The sequence below is a fragment of the Saccharopolyspora sp. NPDC002686 genome (genome assembly GCF_040295745.1).
Lineage (GTDB): Bacteria > Actinomycetota > Actinomycetes > Mycobacteriales > Pseudonocardiaceae > Saccharopolyspora > Saccharopolyspora oryzae.
In genome coordinates, this window is the sequence record NZ_JBEOVY010000143.1 from 1 (window position 1) to 18,201 (window position 18,201).

Below are 18,201 nucleotides of genomic sequence, written 5' to 3' on the forward strand. Positions count from 1 at the left end.
TTTTCAATTGAAACTGCGGACTCCACCCACCGAAGGGGTGACGCTCCGGGTGGGACGCAAATTCCATTGAAATCGGACCTTCGATTTCAATGGAATTTGCGGCGGAGACGGACGGCGGAGCTGGGCGAGGGGGTCAGCGGCGGGTTCGGCGGATCGCTCGGGCCAGGGCGAAGCCGGCCGCCAGGGCGCCCGTCACGGTGCCGATGACTCGGGACAGCTCGACGCTGCGGGTCACGTCGCCCGCATCGGCCGTGCGGCCTTCGCCGAGGACCGGGCGCTGCTCCACGACGTGGCCGTAGACCGTCCGGCCGCCGAGGCGGATCTGGAGCGCTCCGGCGAAGGCAGCCTCGATCTGCCCGGCGTTCGGGCTCGGGTGCGCCGAGGCGTCGCGGCGCCAGGTGTGCCACGCGCCTTTGGCCGAGCCGCCGACCACTGGCGCGCACGCCGAGGTCAGCACCGCCGCCAGGCGGGAGGGCGCCAAGTTGAGCAGGTCGTCCAGCCGCGCGGACGCCCAGCCGAAGTTGCGGTAGCGGGCGGAGCGGTGGCCGACCATCGCGTCCAGCGTGTTCGCCGCGCGGTAGGCGAGCAGCCCGGGGACTCCCGCGACCGCACCCCACACCAGCGGGGCGACCACGGCGTCGGAGGTGTTCTCCGCCACGGATTCAACAGTCGCGCGCGCCAGGCCCTGGCCGTCGAGCACCGCCGAGTCGCGGCCGCACAGGTTGCCCAGCCGCTCGCTGGCAGCTTCGACCTCGCCAGCGTCGAGCAGGCGGGCCATCGCGGTGCCCTCGTCGGCCAGCGACGCGCCGCCGAGCACCACCCAGGTCGCCAGGCCGGTCACCGCCGCCTCCAGCGCCGGGCTGCGCTGCGACAGCCGCTGCGCGACCACGCCGAGCCCGACCGTCCCGCCGACCAGCACACCGGTGTAGATCACCCCGGCGAAGCGCTGGTCGCGGTGCAGGAGCCGCTCGGCGGCCTGCGCGGCCTTGCCGAAGGCGGCGACCGGATGTCCGCGCTCCGGGTCGCCGAGAGCCGCGTCCGCAGCCACGCCCAGCAGTAGTCCGACCGCCCGTCCCGCGCTCACCGGTGCTGTCCCCTCCAGATCGATCACGCCGCAAAACTGCCCGAAACGCTACCCGGCGGCCGGTGCGCGCGATCACCGCATGGCCAGGTGACCGGCCGTGTCCGCCCCACGGGATATCGTGGCGGACCGTGACGGCCCCGGACCACGAAGCCGATGTGCTGCGCGCGGGCGTCGCGGGTACCGCGGCGGACGTGCCTGCGCACGCTCTCGAGCAGACCCGCGACGACGGGCAGCGCCTGCAGCTGTTCGCCTACCTGCAGGCGCCCGAGCATCGCACCTACCTGGCGATCATGCGGCTGTTCACCTCGACGCTGCTGGCGGACCTGTCCGCGGGCGAGGTGGGCGCGGCGCTGGCCGCTGCCGAGCGGGAGGGCCGGGTGGCGCCCGGCGAGTCCGATGTGGACACCGTCATCGACCGGCTCAAGCGGCTGGTGAAGTGGGGCAACCTGGTGGTGGGCCGCCGCGAGACGATCGCGTCGAGCATCGCCGAGTTCCAGCACGGCAGCGTCCGCTACCAGGTCAGCAAGCTCGCGGTCCGCGTGCAGCGGGACGTCGACGCGCTGCTGCGGGTGCCGGAGGGCGCGCGCGAGGTGTCCCGCGAGCTGCTGCCCGCCATCGACCGCGGTCTGGCCGGGATCGGCACCGCGCTGTCGGACGCGTTGACCGCCGAGAGCCGCGATCCGCGGGCGAAGACCGCGCGGGTGGCGCGGGAGCGGCTCGCCGAGCAGGTCACCACGGTGTTCCTGCAGCACGCGGAGTTGGCCGCCACCGTCCGCGACTTCTACGCCTACCTGGGCCAGGTGGTGACCCGGCACCAGTTGGCGCCGGACGAGATCTCCGGGTTCCGCAACCTGCTGGTCGAGTACATCCAGATGGTGGTCGAGGACGTGCTGCGGCACACCGAGACCATCGCCGGGTCGCTGGCCGGGCTGGCCGGGGTCCGCGGCGAGCTGCTGCGCCTGCTCGGACCGGCCGACCAGCTGGGCACCGACGTGGAGCGGGCGCGCGGGCGCACCGCGGCGGACTGGCAGGAGCTCACCGACTGGTTCGTGGACTCCCCCGGCCGTCCGAGCCAGGTCGCCGCGCTGCGCGAGGCCACCGCCCGCGCGATCGGCTCGCTGCTGGCCAGCGTGAAGCGGGCCACCTCCGGCGGCGGGCTGGTCCCGGGCCGCCGGGGCGAGCTGCTGAAGCTCGCGAAGTGGTTCGACGGTGCCGACGAGGCGACCGCGCACCGGCTGTACTCGTCGGCGTTCGGGCTGCACTCGGCCCGCCACCTGCAGCCGGCGCCGGACTACGACACCGACAACGACAAGGTCTCCTGGCGCGACGGCCCGGTGCTCGACGTCACGGTCAGCGTGCGCAGCCGCGGCGACCGCGGTGCCCGGGGCCGGACGTCGCGGGTGCTCGACGACCCGATGACCGAGGAAACCCTGCTGGCCCAAGCCCGCGAGGCCGACCAGAAGCGCAGCGCGGCGGTGGCCGAGCTCGCCTCGGCCGGGACGCGGCTGGCCGAGCAGCAGCTCTCCTCCGACGCCCTGGGCGTGCTGTGCGAGCTGTTGACGCTGGCGATGGCGCAGCGCGAAGGTTCCGACGAGCAGGGCACCGCGCTCGACCCGGTGCACCGGCTGCGCGTCACCGTGCGCCCGGTGGAGGGCCAGCACACCGAGATCGCCAGCGCGTCCGGGGTGCTGGTGCTGCGCGACACGGTGCTGGAACTCGCCGGGGACGGCGCGATCCCGGAAGAGCAGGAGACCGCCCGATGAGCACGACGACCTTCGACGAGCTCCCGGACATCGACGCGGCGAACGTGGTCCGCTGCGCGCGGGTGCTGCTGCGCCGCCCGCTGCTGCGCGCCGACGGCACGGACGGCGACCTGCTGCCGATGATCTACCGGCAGCGCGCGGTGCTCCAGGAGGTGTTCTCCTCGCTGCTGGGCTACCGGCTGGTGGTGGAGCGCCGCTTCGCCCGGCTGTACAAGGCGGGCACCGGTGAGGACGCCACCCGCGGCGAGGCATCGCTGACCCCGCGCGGCTACGCCTACCTGGCGCTGACGCTGGCCGCGCTGACCGGCATCGGCCGCCAACTGCTGCTCTCGCGCCTGGTCAGCGATGTGCGCGCCGCGGCGGCGGAGGCCGAGATCGCGGTGGTCGACGACCCGGCGGACCGGCGCGCGCTGACCGCCGCGCTGCGGCAGCTGGTGGCGCTGGGCGTGATCACCGAGACCGAGGGTTCGGTCACCGCCGAGTCGTCCGCGGAAGCGCTGATCACCATCGACACCGACCTGCTCGGACAGCTCGTGGCCGGCCCGCTGGCCGAGGCCGGCAGCCCCGAGCAGCTGATCGAGCTGGCCTGCGCGGCCGGGCCCCGCAACCTGGAGCACGCGGTCCGGCGGCGGCTGGTCGAGGACCCGGTGGTGCTCTACGACGACCTCCCGCCCGAGCAGTCCAGCTGGCTGCGCGAGCGCGTGACCCGCGAATCCCGGCTGCTGGAGCGGTTCTTCGGGCTGGTCAGCGAGTGCCGCGCGGAAGGCGTGGTGGTCTGCGACCCGGAGGACTACCTGAGCGACCTGGCCTTCCCCGGTCCCGGCACGGTGGCCCGGATCGCGCTGCTGGCGCTGCCCGAGCTGCTGTCCACATCGGACCCGGACGCCGCGGGCAAGCACCCGGTGACCTGGCAGGACCTCACCGACGTGTGCCGGGACCTGGTCGAGGCCTACCCCGCCGCGTGGTCCCGGCAGGCCACCGAGGACCACCAGGACCTGGTGCACTCGGTGGTCGGGCTGCTGCGGCGGCTCGGCCTGCTGCAGGAGGCCGACGGGAACTGGCTGCTCAGCCCGGCCGCGCACCGGTGGCTGCCGCAGCCGGACGCGACTCCGGCGACCAACCGGGAACCGGAGCCGCCACCCGCCCCCGAGCCGGAGGGCTGGTCCCTGTTTGACGAGATGTTCGACGAGATGCGAGGGGAACAGCGGTGAGCCACGAAAGCACGGAGCCCGCGGCGAACCGCTGGCGGCTGCACCGCGGCGGGATCGTCAACATCTGGCAGTACGCCGAGACGACCTTCGACCTCGACGGCGGGCGGGCGATCTTCCAGGGCACCAACGGTTCCGGCAAGTCCCGGACCCTGGAGCTGCTGCTGCCGCTGTGCCTGGACGGCGACCTGCGGCAGCTGGGTTCCAAGGGCTTCGACACGGTCAGCATCCGGCGCCTGATGCTCGACGAGTACCCGGGCGGGCCGAACCGGATCGGCTACGCCTGGATCGAGCTGCGCCGCGAAACCCCCGACGGCGGCGAGGAATTCCTGACCTGCGGCGTCGGCGTGAAGGCGTCCAAGACCTCGCAGTCGATCAGCGACTCGTGGCGGTTCATCACCAGCCGCCGGGTCGGCATCAACCTGTACCTGGTCGGCGCGGACCGGGTGCCGCTGGGTTCGGCGCAGCTGCGCGACCTGCTGGGCGCCGACTGCGTGCTGGACGACCAGGCGTTCCGCGCCAAGGTCGCGGCCACCGTCTACGGCGTGCCCGCCGCCCGCTACGGCGACCTGCTGCACCTGCAGCGCACGCTGCGCAACCCCGACGTCGGGCTGAAGGTGCTGGAGGGGCAGCTGGAGCAGATCCTCTCCGACGCGCTGCCCCCGCTGGATCCGGGCCTGATCGAGCGGCTGGCCACCTCCTTCGACGACCTGGAGTCGATCCGGGAGAACATCGTCCGGCTCACCGGCGCGGACAAGGCGCTCACCGCGTTCCTGTCGACCTACTCCGGCTACGCGTTCGGCGCGCTGCGCGACCGGGCCGAGGCGATGCGCACCGCCCAGCAGAAGCTCCGGGCGCTGCGCAAGGAGCTGGCCGCCCTGGAGAAGCAGGTCGCCGGCAAGCAGCAGGACCGCGAGGCGGCGCAGCAGACGATCGCCGAGCTGGAGCAGCGCGAGGCCGAGCTGGAGTCCAGCATCGACGCCCTGCGCTCGCACCCCGCCTACTCCGAGCTGCAGAACCTGCGCGATCGCGAGCAGCTGGTCGAAAGCGCCCGCAGCTCGGCGGTTTCCGCGCTGGACACCGCGGCCAAGCACCGCGCGCAGGAGAACCGGTCGGCGGAGTCGGTCGTGGGCATGCTGCGGCGGTTGTCCGGTGACACCGAGGCCGCCGGCCAGGCGGCGGCGCGGGCGGCTCAGCAGCTGTCCACCGCTGGTCTGGACGGTTCGCTGGTGCCGAAGCCGCCGACGATCCCGGTCGCGGAGGTGCGTGCCGAGCAGGCCGAGGTGCGCACTTCGCCGGAGCCCGACGCGGCGCCGCAGGCCGTGCAGCGCGCCGTCGCACCGCAGCTCGACGCCGATGCGCTGGCCGCGGAATTCCGCGCTGTGGTGGACAATTCGCAGCACATCGCCGCCGAGTCCCGGCAGCGTTCGGCGCTGACGCTCGCGCTGCACCAGCAGGCCGTGGAGCTGGACGCCGAGCAGGACAAGGTCGCCGAGCTGCAGCGGCAGGCCCGGCAGGCGCAGCTGACCTCGACCGAAGCGGCCGGGCGGCGCAACCAGGCCCAGCAGGAACTCGCCGACGCGGCCGCGGTGTGGGTCGAGCGCGCGCAGAAGTGGGCTGCGGAGTGGCCGTCCGCTGTGGAGGAGCCGGCGCCGGAACCGCCCGCCGCCGACGAGCTCGCCGAGAACCGCACCGCGACCCGGCAGGCCCGCGAGGAGGCCCGGCGCTGGGCGCGTCCGCAGCTGCACGAAGCGCGCCGCCAGGTCTCCGCCGTCGAGCAGGAGATCTCCGAGCTGCGCGCGGACTCCCGCATCCGCGAGAAGGAACTGGCCGAGCTGCGCGCCGGTCACGAGCAGACCCCGAGCCGCCCCGGCTGGGCCGACGCCGAACGGGATCCGGCGCAGGGCCGCGCCTTCTACGAGCTGGTCGACTTCCAGCCGTCCGTGAGCGCCGCCGACCGGGCCGGGCTGGAAGCGGCGCTGCAGTCCAGCGGGCTGCTCAACGCGTGGGTCACCGCCGACGGCGCGGTGCCCGGCCTGGCCGACCTGCTCGCCGAGCCCGCGGACCCGAGCACCGGCGGCACCCTCGCCGACCTGCTCGCCCCCGCCACCGTGACCGGCTGCCCGATCCCGCCGGAGCGGGTCGCGGCGCTGCTGTCCGCGGTGTCGACCGATGGCAGCGCCGGACTTTCGGTGTCGGTCACCGGAACCTGGCGCGCCGGCGTGCTGTCCGGCTCGTGGCGCAAGGACGCCGCGGAGTACGTCGGAGCGGGCGCCCGCGAAGCGGCCCGCGCGCGGCGCATCGCGGAGCTGGAGGAAGACCTGTCGCGGCTGCGCGCCGAGGTCGGCGACGGCGAGCGGCGGCACCGCGAAGCCAGCGAGCACGCCGCGGAGCTGGAGCAGCACCTGGAGTCCTACCCGGACGACGGCGACCTGCTCACCGCGCACGCCAAGCTGACCACCGCGATCGAGGCGGCGGCCGACAGCGAGCAGAAGGTCGTGCAGCTGCGCGAGCAGCACGAAAGCGCCGACCAGCGCTGGCAGGCCGCGCATGCCGAGCTGGTCCGCTCGGCCGGTGAGGCGGACCTGCCCGCCGATACACGGGCCCTCGACGCCGCGCACCGCGCGGCCATCGACGCCCGCAGCGGGATCGATGCGCTGCGGGACGCGATCGAGTCGCGCTGCCTGCCGACGTTGGCGGACCTGCAGGACATCTCGCTGCACCACGACGTCGCCATCGCCGACCGGATGGAGGCCGAGGCGCAGGCCGAGCAGCGCTGCGCCGCGTACGCCGAGCAGGCCACCGGCCTGGCCGAGCTGACCGAGGCCGTCGGCGGCGAGGCGCAGGAGATCTCCGACAAGGTGAGCGCGTTCGAGCGCGAACGCGCCGAGCTGCGCAAGCAGCTGCCGCAGGCGCGGGAGCAGATCAGCTCGCTGCGCGAGGCCGCGGCGCGGCTGGAAACCCAGCTGGAGAACAAGCAATCGCAGCTGCCGGGCCGCGAGCAGGACGCGTCGTCGGCCACCGAGATCTTCCAGCAGGCGCTGCGGATCCCCGGTCTGTGGTCGGCGGCCGAGGTCGCCGAGGAGATGCCGGCCGACCTCGACGAGGCCGCCGGGCTGCTCACCGGCGCCGAGCGGCGCGGATCGTCGGAGGCCACCGTGCTCAACCGGCTGCAGACCCTGCAGCACTCGCTGAGCGGCAACTACGACATCACCGCCGCCGACCAGCACGGCCTGCTCACGGTGACCGTCACCGGCGAGGAAGGCCCGCAGCCGGTCGCGGAAGCGGCTCGCCGGGTCGGCGAGCGGCTGGGCGAGCAGCGCGGCTACCTCAACGAGCGCTACCAGTCGATCTTCGCCGACTACCTGATCCGCGACCTGGCCGAACGCCTGCGCGGGCAGATGTCCATCGCCGAGGACCTGTGCAAGCGGATGAACGAGGTGCTCGACGGCGCCCGCTCCAGCCAGGGCGTGCACGTCCAGCTGGACTGGCAGCCGTCGGCGGCGCTCGGCGAGGACATCAAGCAGGCCATCGACCTGGTGCGCACCCCGTTCGCCGACCGCAGCGACGACCAGGACGCCCTGCTGCGGCGGGTGTTCACCGACCTCATCGAGGCCGAGCGGGACAGCACTTCGGGCGGTTACGCGGAGATCCTGGCCCGCGCGCTGGACTACCGCTCGTGGTTCGCGTTCACCGTGCGGGTCCGCGACACCGGGCCGGACAGCAAGCCGCGGGTGCGGCGCCTGCGCCAGCTGTCCTCCGGCGAAACGCGCCTGATCTCCTACGTGACGCTGTTCGCCGCGGCAGCGGCGTTCTACGACGCGGTCAGCGTGTCCTCCGACGGCCGGGGCCCGCTGCGCCTGGTCCTGCTGGACGAGGCGTTCGAGCGCCTGGACGACCCGACGATCGCGCGCATGCTGGGCCTGCTGGTGGACCTGGACATGGACTGGCTGATCACCTGGCCCAGCGGCTGGGGGGTCTCGCCGAAGATCCCGAAGATGCACATCTACGACGTCCTCCGCCCCCGGAGCGGCCACGGCATCGCCTGCACCCACACGACGTGGACCGGAACAACGCTGGACCGCAGCGACGTCTAGAAGAGCTCTCCGTTTCCGCAGTTCATGGCACGTGAGTACGTTGGGGTGCTACAGCGCCTCGAAGTGCTCACGTGCGTTCACCAGGGCGAACAGTGCCCTGAGCTAGGTCGTAGGAGGATTTTCCGTGGGGGTTGCGGACGACGTTCGCGCTGCGTGGGGCGTCGAGGCTCTGCGCGGGTTGTGGGAGCAGGCGCGAGAAGCGCTGGAGGCGCCCAAGCCCGCGGCGACGTTCCGGTTGGAGCTGCCCGACGCCGAGGCGCAGCAGGCGGTGGGCGAGGTTTACGGGCGCCCGATGATGGGCATGGGCACCCGGATCAGCGTGTCCAAATTGGACGCTGCTGTTCGGGAGCGCGGATTCGGGTTGGGCCTCGAGGAAGTCCTGGAGATCTTGCACGGGCGACCGGTGGTCCAGCGAGAGTCGAGCTCCGGGGATGAGCAGCAGGAGCAGACGGTCGCGACGCTGCGCGCGGCGCTGGACGAGCAGGGACTCGCTGACGCGGACTGGGTCGCGCCGTGGATGCAGTGGATCCACCAGTACGGCCGGGTCGCCGCGGACGAGCTGCCGACCGTCGCGCGGCGCGCGGCCGGGGTGCTGGCCCGGATCTCCTTGGACCGTGCGCCCGAGGTGTGGACGTCGCGCGGTGAACTCGCGGCGCGCGTCAACGCCGAGTACCAGCTGGACAACGGCACGACCTTGAGCCGGGTCGTGCTCAAAGCCGCCGCGCTGGCGCACGGGGTCGAATCGCCGAGCAACGAGCGGGAGCGGCGAGCGCTGTGGGAGCGCTGCGGCGTCACCCTCGACGCGGTGTCCTCGACCGTGCTCAGCTGGGCCCTGCCGCTGGTCGGCCCGGATGCCTGGTCGAGCACCGTCCGGCAGCGCTCCGAGCTCGGCCTGCCGACCCACCTGACCCACCTCGACCTGCGCACCGCTCCGCCCCGGCTGGTCGAGCCCGGCACCGCCGTCGCGGTGTGCGAGAACCCGCGAGTGCTGGAGTGCGCTGCGGCGGAACGCATCGAGCACCCCGTGGTGTGCGTGTCGGGACATCCGTCGACGGTCGCGCTGACCCTGCTGGGCCGGCTCATCTCCGACGGCGCGACGTTGCACCACCACGGCGACTTCGACTGGACGGGCATCGGCATCGCGCGGTCGCTCTGGGAGCACCACGACGTCCAGCCCTGGCGGATGTCGGCCGCCGACTACCGCCAGGCCGTCGACCGGGCCGCCGCGGAGCGCACCGACCTGCCGAACCTCGTCGGGACCCCGGTGCCGACCCCGTGGGATCCGGCGCTGGCCGAGCTCATGTCCACCGCTGCCCGCGCCGTCGAGGAGGAAGTCGTGCTGCCGACCCTCCTCGACGACCTCCGGACCGGGCTCACAGAAGCTGGTACATGACGAGCAGGCCGACGTAGCCGTGCACCGGGTGGTGGAAGGCCTGCGGGAGCGTCCCGACGATCTCCATGCCCAGGGACCGCCACAGGCCGACGGCCCGGGTGTTGGTCTCCACCACGGCGTTGAACTGCATCGCGCGGAAACCGTCGGCCCGCGCCTGGTCCAGCACGTGGCGCCCCAGCGCACGCCCGGCACCGCGTCCGGCGTGCGCCGGGTCGACCATGAAGCTCGCGGTCGCCACGTGCGCGGCCGGGCCTTCGTGGTTCGGCCCGGACACCGCGGTGCCGAGCACTGAACCGCCCTCGACCGCGACCACCGTGCGCCCCGGAAGCCCTGGGAACCACCGCTCCCAGGCGCTCTCCTCGGAGATCCCGCGGTCCCAGGAGAACGTCTCCCCCGCTGCCGCGATGTCCCGCATGAACGGCCAGATCGCCGGCCAGTCGTCCGGGCGCGCGTCGCGAATCAGCATGACCAGCAGCTTGGCCCACCGGGGCCGGCGTCCGCCACTCGATTTCCACCGCTCCCGAACGCGGGCTCTGCGGTAGCTTTCGGATGTGGCGCCGGTCGTCGTGGAGTTCTCGGCGCGGGAGCCGGAGCGGCTCGCGCGCTGGTGGGCCGACGTGCTCGGCTGGCACCTCGACGGCACCTCGGTGCGCCCCACCGGCGCCGGGGTCGAGCTGCGGTTCGTGCCGAGTTCGACGACCAAGACCGGCAAGAACGGCGTGCACCTTGACCTGCGCAGCGAATCGCACGACGACCAGAACAAGATCGTCGAGCGGCTGTTCAACGCGGGCGCCCGCTTCGCCGACATCGACCAGAGCAGCGACGTGCCCTGGGTGGTGATGGCCGACGTCGAGGGCAACGAGCTGTGCGTGCTCGAACCCCGCAAGGTCTACGAGCGCACCGGTCCGGTCGCCGCGATCGTCGTCGACACCCCCGACCCGCGCGCGCAGGCCCGCTCCTGGGCCGAGACGACCGGCATGGACCTGGTCGGCGACCGCGCCGAATTCGCCTCCCTGCGACCGCCCTCCGGCGAGGGCCCCCACCTCGAATTCCTGGCGGCCGACTCCGGCCCCACCGGAATGCTCCGCCTCCTCGCCGAGTGACCCCGGGGCCGCGACGGGAAGTGGTCAATTCCGCGGCTCGACAGCCCGGCCCGCGCGTGCGCGACGCAGCATCTTGGCAGGCGGGCCGCGCAGGCGGTGTTCCGGGCGCGGCCCGCCGTCGGCGGGCTGTGTCAGTGCGCGTCCGCTTCCTGCGGAGGCGTCGACGAGGCGCCCCAGCCCTGCGGCGTGTCGCTCATCGCGAAGCGCAGCGTGCCGCCCCGCAGCAGGTCGGCATGGCTCAGGACCGGATGGTTGATGCCCTGGCCGTTCAGGGACAACGACTTGACGTACTGGTTCGTCGCCGCCCCCGGGGCGCTGATGGTCAACGGGCGGGGCGCGTTCGGCAGTTGCACCCAAGCCCGGTCGAAGAACGGGCTGCCCACGGCGTACGTCGCCGATGCGGGGTTGACCGGGTAGATGCCCAGCGAGGACAGCACGTACCAGGCGGACATCTGTCCGCAGTCCTCGTTGCCGCTGAGACCGTCGGTGCGGTTCGCGTAGTTCGCCGCGGCGATGCGGCGCACCGCCTCCTGCGTCTTCCACGGCTGGCCGGCGTCGTCGTAGAGGTAGGCGACGTGATGGCTCGGCTCATTGGTGTGGTTGTTGTGGCCGCCGGCGAAGTAGTCGTCCAGCCACGCCGCGAACTTCTCCTGACCGCCCATCAGGTCCATCAGCCCCGGGACGTCGTGCAGGACGTCCAGCGCGTAGACCCACCGGTCGCCCTCGGTCCAGCCGCCGATCGCCCAGGAGCCGTCGAGGTTGCGGGCCTGCATGAAGCCGGTCGCGGGGTTGTACAGCTTCTTGTAGTTCGCGCTGCGCCTGAGGAACATCTCCGCGTCGTCGGTCTTGCCGACGGCCTTGGCGACCTGGGCGACCGCCCAGTCCTCGTACGCGTAGTCCAGCGTGCGGGACGCGGACTCCGCGGTGCGGTCCGCGGCGACCCAGCCGTTCTGCTCGTAGTAGGTCAGGCCGGCCCGGGCTTCCACCGGGGTTCCTTGCTGGCGGTCGAAGTAGGCGAGTTCGGTGTCCTTGTCCGGCGGGGTCATCGCGTCCTTGCGCACCGCCTCGTACGCGAGGTTGCGGTCGAAGCCGGTGAAGCCCTTGGCGATGTCCTCCGCGATCACCGAGTCGGCGTTGGTGCCGACCATGATGTTGGTCTCGGTGATGTTCTTCCACATGGGCAGCCAGCCGCCCTCTTGGTAATCGTGGAGCATCGAGGTGACCATGTCGTCGATCCGCTCGGGGGCGAAGAGCGTCAGGAACGCGTTCTCGGCGCGGAAGGTGTCCCACAGCGAGTAGCCGGTGTAGCTGACACCGGAGTGGACCTCGTCGTCGTAGGCGCTGTAATAGCGACCCTGTTCGGAGTTCTCCGACGGGTACTGCAGGGCGTGGTACATCGACGTGTAGAAGATCGCCTGCTGGTCGGCGGTCGCACCTTGCAGACAGACCCGGTTCAGCTTCTCGTTCCACTGCGCTCGGGTAGTTTCGGCGATCTGCTCGAAGGACCGGTCGTCCGGGGCCTCGGCGGCCAGGTTGGCGCGCGCCTGCTGCAAGGAGATGAACGATGTCGCGATCCGCACCTGCACGGTCCGGGTGCCGGAGGGGAAGCGCACGTACGCGGACAGGTCGCCGTCGGTGCGGTCGCCCTGGCCCTCGTGCAGCGTCCCGCCGGTGGCCGTGCCGTAGCTGTCGAAGCCGGTGTCGAACCGGGCGACGAAGTACCCCTTGAAGTTCGATGCCTTGAACGGGCCGAGGTTGCTGTCCTGCCGGTCCGGGTTGTAGCCGGTGATCTCCCGGGTGGCGGGATCGACGTGCACGTTGCCGGTGACGCCCGAACGGGTCGCCTGCAGCACGAAGTTGGTGTCCACGCCCTCCGGATACGTCGTGCGCAGCAGACCCACGCGGGACGTCCCGGTCATCTCCGTCTTCAGCGTCCGGCCCGAACCGGCCTGCATCCGAACCGAGTAGCGGTCCGGTGCGGCGTGCTCGTCGGCGTGGCTGAACGGCAGCGCCCGGTCGTCGGGGCTCGTCTTCACCGGCCCCACGCCGGGCATGCCCACCACGTAGCCGGAATCGCCCATCCAGATGGCCGGCTGGTGGGTGCCGATGAAGCCGCTGATCTTCGTGTCGTCGTAGTGGTACGGGGTCCGGCTCACGTAGTTCTGCCGGGTCATCGGCGACCAGCGGGTCATGGCGAACGGCGGGGCGGTGCTCGGGATCATCCCGCCGTACTCGGTGTCGCTGCGGCCCGACGTCCCGATGAACGGGTTGACCAGGTCCACGTTGGACTGCTCGGTGTCCGCCCGGCCGGTGGCGGCGGACGGCGGGGTGAACGCCGCCACCAGCGCCGTTGCGATGACAAGGGCCCACGCCAAGGGGACTGGGTGCCGGCGCCGCAGGCGCGGGGAGCCCGGGGCCGGGGATCTGCCGTTGCGCATGCAGACTTCCTTCACTGAGTTGACATCGTTGTCGAAGCGCGGGCCAGGTGGGTCGCGGGCGCGTCGTAGACCTGCAGGTGGACGGGCGGCTCAGCCGCGCTGAGCGCGGATGAGGTCGCGGTACCACGCGAAGGACGCCTTCGGGGTGCGGACCTGGGTGTCGTGGTCGACGTGGACGAGACCGAAGCGCTGGTGGAAGCCCTCGGCCCATTCGAAGTTGTCGATCAGGGTCCAGGTGAAGTAGCCGCGCACGTCCACGCCCTGGGCCACGGAGGCGTCGACGGCCTGGAGGTGGGTGTCCAAGTAGTCGATGCGGTCGAGGTCGAGGACGGTGCCGTCCGCGTCGACGACGTCCTCGACCGAGCAGCCGTTCTCCGTGATGTAAACCGGCGGGAGCGCCGGGTAGCGCTCCTTGAGGCCGACGAGCAGTTCCCGCAGACCGTCGGGGACGACGGGCCAGTCGAAGGCGGTGCGGCGGTAGCCCTCGATGGGCGCCTCTTCGAACGGCAGGCCCTCGGACGCCGGCGCCTGGATCCGGGTCGGGTTGTAGTAGTTGATGCCGAGCGCGTCCAGGGGGGCCGAGATCAGTTCGAGATCGCCGTCCCGGACGGAGCCGCCGAAGGTGGCCTCCGCGCCGAAGACCGACAGATCGGGGTAGGCGCCCGTGAGGATCGGGTCGTTGAACAGGCGGTTGTGCAGGTTGTCGTAGGCTCGCGCGGCAGCGCGGTCGGCGGGGGCGTCCGAGGCAGGCCAGACCGGGGTGCAGTTGTTGGCGATCATCACCTGGAGGCCGCGCGCCCGCAGCTCCCGCAGCGCCAGGCCATGGCCGAGCAGCTGGTGGTGGGCGACCGGCAGGCAGTCCAGGAACAGGGTGCGGCCCGGCGCATGGGTGCCGAGGCCGTAGCCCCAGACCATGTGGACGAACGGCTCGTTGAGCGTGATCCACTTCTGGACGCGGTCGCCCAGCCTGTCGGCCATGATGGCGGCGTACTCGGCGAAGCGGTGCGCGGTGTCGCGGTTCAACCAGCCGCCGTCGTCCTCGAGGCCCTGCGGGAGGTCCCAGTGGAAGAGGGTCGGGACGGGTTCGATGCCACGTGAGAGCAGGCCGTCGACCAGCCGGTCGTAGAAGTCCAAGCCCCGGAGGTTGACCTCTCCCGTGCCGGTCGGCTGGATCCGGGGCCAGGCGACGGAGAAGCGGTAGCCGGTGAGGCCCGCCTCGGCCATCAGCGCGATGTCCTCCTCGTACCGGTGGTAGTGGTCGCAGGCCACGGCACCGGTGTGCCCGTCGCGGACTGCGCCGGGCCGGGCGGTGAAGGTGTCCCATACCGACGGTCCGCGGCCGTCCTCCTCGGTGGCGCCCTCGATCTGGTACGACGCCGTCGAAGCGCCCCAGACGAAGTTCGCGGGGAGATGGTCCAGTGTCACACCCAACCTCCTAAAACATGAGCCATGCTCACGTTAACGCGTTCGATGGGATGATGGAAGCGTGAGCCAAGACCGCAATGCAGGGACGCTGCGCCGGCTGCCAGTCCAGAAGCGCAGCGCCGAACGCTTCGAACGGCTGCTGAACGCCTGCGCCGAACTCCTGGACGAGGTCGGCTATGCCGCGCTGACCACCAAGGAGGTGGCCCGCAGGGCCGGGGTGCCCATCGGCACCCTCTACCAGTTCTTCTCCGACAGGGAGGGGCTGATCGGCGCGCTCGCCGCCCGCAATCTGGAGTCCTTCTTGGAGCGGGTCGCAGACCGGCTGGAGCGCGTGGAGCCCGACGACATCTCAGGCATCGTCGATGTGACCGTCGACGAGTTCGTCACCATGCGGCAGACGATCACCGGTTTCGGCGTGGTCGACTTCGGCGCGGTGGGGCAGGACCACATCCTGGAGCCGAACCTGGACAACAACACCGCGGTCGCCGGAAGGCTGCGCGCGCTGACCGCATCCCTGACCGGAACCCAGGACAACGCCGAACTGGAGATCGCGGTGCGGGTGGCCCTGGAGTGCGCGGACAGCGTGCTGAAACTCGCCTTCCGCACCGATCCGCAGGGCGACGCCCAGCTGATCGCCGAGTGCAAACGAGTCCTCAAGAGCTACCTGAACGATCGGCTCCGGTGACTGGCGACCGGAAGAACGAGAGACCGCAGGGGCGGTCGACCCATCGGCTACGGATTTCGCGACGTGCGGTTCGCTGCGCCCTGCGTGGCTCGGTCGGCGAACACGCCGGAAAACCAGCCGGGGCCGACCGGATCAGGAGAGCTGATCCGGCCGGCCCCGGCCCTGGACACCGCCTCACGGGTGCGTCAGTTGGCGTAGACGCCGACCTCGCGAAGCGAGTAGCCCCACCGGGTTCCGCGCTCCAGCCCCTTGATTCGTACGTAGCGCGCCCGAGTTCCGGCGAAACGTGCCGTGTCCAGGCCACCGTCACCGGCGGCCGTGGACCACACCGCCTTCCAGTTCGTACCGTCTTCCGACAGCTCGACGCGGTACGACTTCGCGTACGCCGCCTGCCAGTCGAGGGTGACGCGCTTGACCGGCTCATCGGATCCGAGGTCGATCCGCAGCCACTGGTCGTTGTTCCACTCGCTGGCCCAGCGGGTGTCCGCGTCGCCGTCCACGGCCTTGCCGGGCTCGAAGCTGGCGACCGGGTTCCACCACTCCGTTGAGGACGCCGAAGCGGCCGCGCCCGAGGCCAGGTTCTCCCCGGACTTGTGCTTCTCGGCGTTCCCCCAGGTCCGGAGGTAGGACTCGGCACCCGCGAAGAGGTCGTCCACGACCCCCTGACCGCCGACGATCCGGATGTCCTCGATCCAGTCCGGGACCGTGCCGTAGTGCGCGGCGCCGTCGGTGTTCAAGTCCCACGTGCGCTCGCCGGTGGTCTGCCTGTCGATCATCGAGCCGCCGTCCGCGCTGCGGAAGGGGTACTTCACGGGGTTCGGGGTGTCCCCACCCCGCGGGCCCGGCCAACCTCCGACACCGTTCATGTCGGTGCCGTAGCCGTAGCCGACCCCGTACTTCTCGCGCAGCGCGTCCGTGCGCTCGGCCTCCGCGCTGAACGCCTCGGAGCCGCTCATGTACTGGCCGATGAACCCGCCGAGCTTGTAGAGCCGCTCGGTCCAGTCCGAGTCCATCCAGCTGTGGGAGGAGATGATGCCCGGGTACGACTCGGATTCGAGGATGTCGAAGGCCTGGTCCGCGGCCTTGACGCTCATGTGGTCGATCTCCAGCATCATGTTGCGCTTCATCATGCCGCGCACCGCGTACGCACCCAGGTCGGTCAGCCCGCGGCTGTTGCACTGCGCGTCCGGGGCGTAGGAAGGGACAGTCACCCCCTTCGGGAGCTGCTTCTCCGCCTCCGGTGCCGCCGCGTTGCCGATGGGGTTGTCGTGCTGCGGGCCGCGGCAGGTCTCCGTCTTCCAGAAGGTGCCGGTCGACAGGAACTGGCCGATGTTGATGGCCGTACCGAGGGCGCCGGAGTCGAAGCGCACTCCGCACAGGGCGTTGTCGAACTTGTGGCACAGGAACATGCTGCGCACGCCCAGTTGGTGCAGCTCGTCCAGGCCGCGGTCGACGTCTTCCTCGCTGCACTGCGCCTGGTCCAGGATCTGCTTGCAGCCGAACGGCTCGGAGGTCTCAACCCCCAGGACGACGGCCAGCTTGCCCTGCTTGATGACCTCGCGGGCCTGCGCGCTGTCCGTGACGATCCGGAACCAGCCCTTGCCCGGGCCGCCGTACATCTTGTCGATGAAGGCCTGCATGTCGTACGACTTCTTCGCCTCGAGGCGGATGGCGGTCATCTCGTCGCAGCTGCGGTCCTTGAAGAAGTAGACCGAGCAGATCACGCCGTTGGTGACCAGGTCGTTGACCAGCACCCGCTGGCCACCGCGCCACGCCCGCTCGATTCCGGCGTAGTAGTTCTGCTGGTGGGTCAGCGAGTCGTGGGCGGGCCAGTCCTTGAACGTGGGCCACCCGCTGGGGTCGTGCCTGCCGTCGCCGCCTTTGGTGATGAAGTCGAAGATGGCGAGCGAGCCGTCGGGGTAGTGCTCGGGGCAATCTTTGAGCGCGTCAGCGACGCCCTGCTCCGAGAACGGCTTGCCGCAGATCAACCGACCGCCGAAGCCCTCGTTGGCCATGATGTGGTCGTGGGCGTCGACGAAGCCCCTTACCCGCCCCTGGGCATCGGTGCCCTTGAACGGCTCGCCCGTGACGTTGATCTGCGCGTCGGGCGTGGGCCGCGCGGTCGGGGTCCACCAGCCGGGCTCCGCCGCGGAGCTGGACGTCGGACCGAGTACCAGGGTCATCACGACGAGAAGCAGTGACACCACCGTGAGGGATCTGAGTCTGCGGCGCGGAGGCTGAACGATGATCATCTCGATCCTTTAAATGTGAGCAGGACTCATGTTCCGCTCATACGTTAGGGATGCGAGCCCGCAACGCCAACCCCTAGACGGGGCTATCGCCGGGAAATGGGAAGAGCACCCCGCCGGAACGACCGCCGGTGGCATCGCTCGCTCTGACCGGAATGGTCACCGTTCATGCGGTCCAGTCCAGGTGGGAGCGCACTGGCGGGAGCTGCGACGCGGCGGGGAGCCGGATGCCGTTCTCGGCCAGTCGGTTCGCGTCGTCCGAGGTGAGTCGCGGATCCGGTTCCCAGGTGATCGGGCTTTGGCCCCGGCATCGCGTCCGCCACGACCGACCGAGGATTTCCGCGACGTGGCCGAGCGAGCGCCGGAGGGCGACCAGGGTCATCTGTGTGCCAACACCGGTCGACGACCACCTCGTACCCGCGGTCAGCTGCGGGCTGGTTCGATGATCCGGATTCCGTGAAGTCGGCGGACGAAGTCCGGGCCGAAGGCCGTGGACGGCGTGTGGGCGCCGGGTGCCGGCTGTTCGGATTGCAGTGCGTTGACCGCGCGCAGGACCGAGTCGGCCGTGAGGTCGTAGGTGTCCGGGCCGATCAGAGCTGCGGAGACGCTGCGCCCGGCGTCGTCGGTGGCCTCGGCGTACACCTCGACCCAGCTGCGGGACCTGGCGCTCTTGCCGGGACCGCTCACGACAGCGCTGATCGCGGCCTTGCCCTCGTGCACCGACTGCTCGTAGGCGGCCCGGCCGGCCTGCACCAT

General features: G+C 71.4%; 11 protein-coding genes and 1 pseudogene. 6 read left to right on the forward strand and 6 right to left on the reverse strand.

From position 1 onward, the window contains the following. Positions 1-133: 133 nt before the first annotated feature. Positions 134-1,084: a cobalamin biosynthesis protein gene (locus ABTZ89_RS19755; RefSeq protein WP_351046668.1), complete on the reverse strand. Its 951-nt coding sequence runs from the start codon at positions 1,082-1,084 to the stop codon at positions 134-136. Between the two features lie 191 nt (positions 1,085-1,275). Here ABTZ89_RS19755 and ABTZ89_RS19760 point away from each other — a divergent pair, with 191 nt between their 5' ends. From ABTZ89_RS19760 to ABTZ89_RS19775, 4 genes are all read left to right on the forward strand, one after another. Then, a complete protein-coding gene (locus tag ABTZ89_RS19760) occupies positions 1,276-2,847 on the forward strand; it encodes a TIGR02677 family protein (RefSeq protein ID WP_408641861.1) in 1,572 nt (523 codons plus the stop codon). After that, positions 2,844-4,058 (forward strand): TIGR02678 family protein, encoded by a 1,215-nt coding sequence (locus tag ABTZ89_RS19765; RefSeq protein ID WP_351046648.1) that lies wholly within the window; start codon positions 2,844-2,846, stop codon positions 4,056-4,058. Before ABTZ89_RS19760 ends, ABTZ89_RS19765 begins: the two co-directional genes overlap by 4 nt. Then, entirely contained in the window at positions 4,055-8,152 is a 4,098-nt protein-coding gene (locus ABTZ89_RS19770) for a TIGR02680 family protein (RefSeq protein ID WP_351046651.1), read from the forward strand. Before ABTZ89_RS19765 ends, ABTZ89_RS19770 begins: the two co-directional genes overlap by 4 nt. 124 nt (positions 8,153-8,276) lie before the next feature. Continuing rightward, positions 8,277-9,545 carry a TIGR02679 family protein gene (locus tag ABTZ89_RS19775; RefSeq protein WP_270949808.1) on the forward strand — a complete coding sequence of 423 codons (1,269 nt, stop codon included), beginning with the start codon at positions 8,277-8,279 and terminating at the stop codon, positions 9,543-9,545. Here the strand turns inward: ABTZ89_RS19775 and ABTZ89_RS19780 are convergent. Further along, positions 9,526-10,011: a GNAT family N-acetyltransferase gene (locus ABTZ89_RS19780; protein WP_351046655.1), complete on the reverse strand. Its 486-nt coding sequence runs from the start codon at positions 10,009-10,011 to the stop codon at positions 9,526-9,528. The genes ABTZ89_RS19775 and ABTZ89_RS19780 overlap by 20 nt on opposite strands. 85 nt (positions 10,012-10,096) lie before the next feature. On the opposite strand from ABTZ89_RS19780, the gene ABTZ89_RS19785 reads away from it, so the two are divergent. Beyond that, the gene (locus tag ABTZ89_RS19785; protein ID WP_351046658.1) at positions 10,097-10,648 is read left to right on the forward strand and encodes a VOC family protein; all 552 of its coding nucleotides are present in this window, start codon (positions 10,097-10,099) and stop codon (positions 10,646-10,648) included. Between the two features lie 131 nt (positions 10,649-10,779). Here the strand turns inward: ABTZ89_RS19785 and ABTZ89_RS19790 are convergent, their stop codons facing one another. Together ABTZ89_RS19790 and ABTZ89_RS19795 are read right to left on the reverse strand one after the other, a co-directional pair. Then, positions 10,780-13,023, reverse strand: a complete 2,244-nt coding sequence (locus ABTZ89_RS19790; protein WP_351046661.1) for a GH92 family glycosyl hydrolase — start codon at positions 13,021-13,023, stop codon at positions 10,780-10,782. A gap of 153 nt (positions 13,024-13,176) precedes the next feature. Continuing rightward, complete coding sequence (locus ABTZ89_RS19795) at positions 13,177-14,511, reverse strand: GH1 family beta-glucosidase (protein WP_270949815.1); 1,335 nt, start codon at positions 14,509-14,511, stop codon at positions 13,177-13,179. Between the two features lie 61 nt (positions 14,512-14,572). On the opposite strand from ABTZ89_RS19795, the gene ABTZ89_RS19800 reads away from it, so the two are divergent. Beyond that, positions 14,573-15,196, forward strand: coding sequence for a TetR/AcrR family transcriptional regulator (locus tag ABTZ89_RS19800; RefSeq protein ID WP_270949816.1), 624 nt, complete (start codon positions 14,573-14,575; stop codon positions 15,194-15,196). 185 nt (positions 15,197-15,381) lie between these two features. Here the strand turns inward: ABTZ89_RS19800 and ABTZ89_RS19805 are convergent, their stop codons facing one another. Together ABTZ89_RS19805 and ABTZ89_RS19810 are read right to left on the reverse strand one after the other, a co-directional pair. Next, the gene (locus ABTZ89_RS19805; RefSeq protein ID WP_351046665.1) at positions 15,382-17,403 is read right to left on the reverse strand and encodes a discoidin domain-containing protein; all 2,022 of its coding nucleotides are present in this window, start codon (positions 17,401-17,403) and stop codon (positions 15,382-15,384) included. A gap of 465 nt (positions 17,404-17,868) precedes the next feature. Then, positions 17,869-18,201 (reverse strand): annotated as a pseudogene (locus ABTZ89_RS19810) (hypothetical protein); the annotation flags it as partial.